This is a genomic window from Saccharibacillus qingshengii, assembly GCF_013185195.1.
Classification (GTDB): domain Bacteria; phylum Bacillota; class Bacilli; order Paenibacillales; family Paenibacillaceae; genus Saccharibacillus; species Saccharibacillus qingshengii.
Genome location: NZ_JAAZWC010000079.1, coordinates 1 through 1,121, shown reverse-complemented (window position 1 = coordinate 1,121; position 1,121 = coordinate 1). Strand labels below are relative to the sequence as shown.

1 protein-coding gene is annotated in these 1,121 nt (G+C 33.5%); it reads left to right on the top strand.

Annotated elements, in window-relative coordinates:
- Positions 1-537, top strand: a 537-nt coding sequence (locus tag HRQ60_RS23415; protein WP_216671687.1) for a DUF6843 domain-containing protein, incomplete at its 5' end; no start/stop codon positions are given.
- Between the last annotated feature and the right edge of the window lie 584 nt (positions 538-1,121).

Below are 1,121 nucleotides of genomic sequence, written 5' to 3'. Positions count from 1 at the left end.
GAGCTTCGTTTATTTGGCTTCGACGATGATTTTATTGAAATAGTTGGGCGGAATCGGGTTTTAAAACACGCCCTAGATAAAGGGGAGATTACTATGCAAAGAAAAATGCTAATATTGATTAGTGTATGCTTATTAATTGTTGTCAGTGCATGTGATTCAGGAAAGCGACCAGCAAGTGTTTATTTGATACCGGAAGGATATCAAGGATGGGTACAAATTGCTTTTGGTCAAAAAGGGGCGCCCGAAGTTACAGTTAAAGATTCCAAAGAGATATTTGAGATTGGTGATGATGGAAAGTTGAAAATTTCTACAGTAGAACCTTCTTATGGCATCGCTTCTGATGAATTTTATTATATAAATACAGACGGGAAACGTACTCAAATTGATAAAAATAAATCCATCCATTTTCAAACAATAGGTTCAAGAGGCGTTGATGGAGAAGGTGAAAGATTGTACGATACAGTCGTGATTGAGTTTTTTGTCGGAGAGCGAGATCAAGTGGACAAATACACTCGCCCCCAAATTCCTCTCTCTTAGAGATTGAGTTTACAACGATAAATCACTCAAGTCTACTCAATAGACTTGAGTGATTTTTTTGTTTAGTCAATGCTGTTAAATAGTTAGGATTTAAGTGTTACCAGGTATAAACGCTAAATACCTTTATGTTCAAAAAAGCATGCTTTTACTAACTTTTTGCAGAAAAAACAGCCGAAGAAGGCTGTTTAAAAGTAAATTGAACAAGAGAAAAATATCATTTTCATTTGTTACATCTTTTAGTTATAGCAGATTATTTTAAAAAATAGTAAAGGAGCAATTTGTAGTTGCTTTCCTTTAGGAATAGGCCCTATAAGAGGAACTTCAAAAAGGGCAGGACTAATCCCTATGCCACTGTTAACTTTACGTTCATTTTCTTTTTTGATGGACAGCTATACCAAAACAGAAATGGGATTAACAACATTTTTTCTGTTTATGTATGTTACTTATCAGAGGTGCTCGAATATAAAATGCAAAAAAGAAAAGTGATGTAGAAGCACTCAAACCTATGTATATGATACGTTTCTTCACTTTTTACCTTCATAAATAAATTTAAATCTAAATAAGAATAAGAATTAAAGGTTACA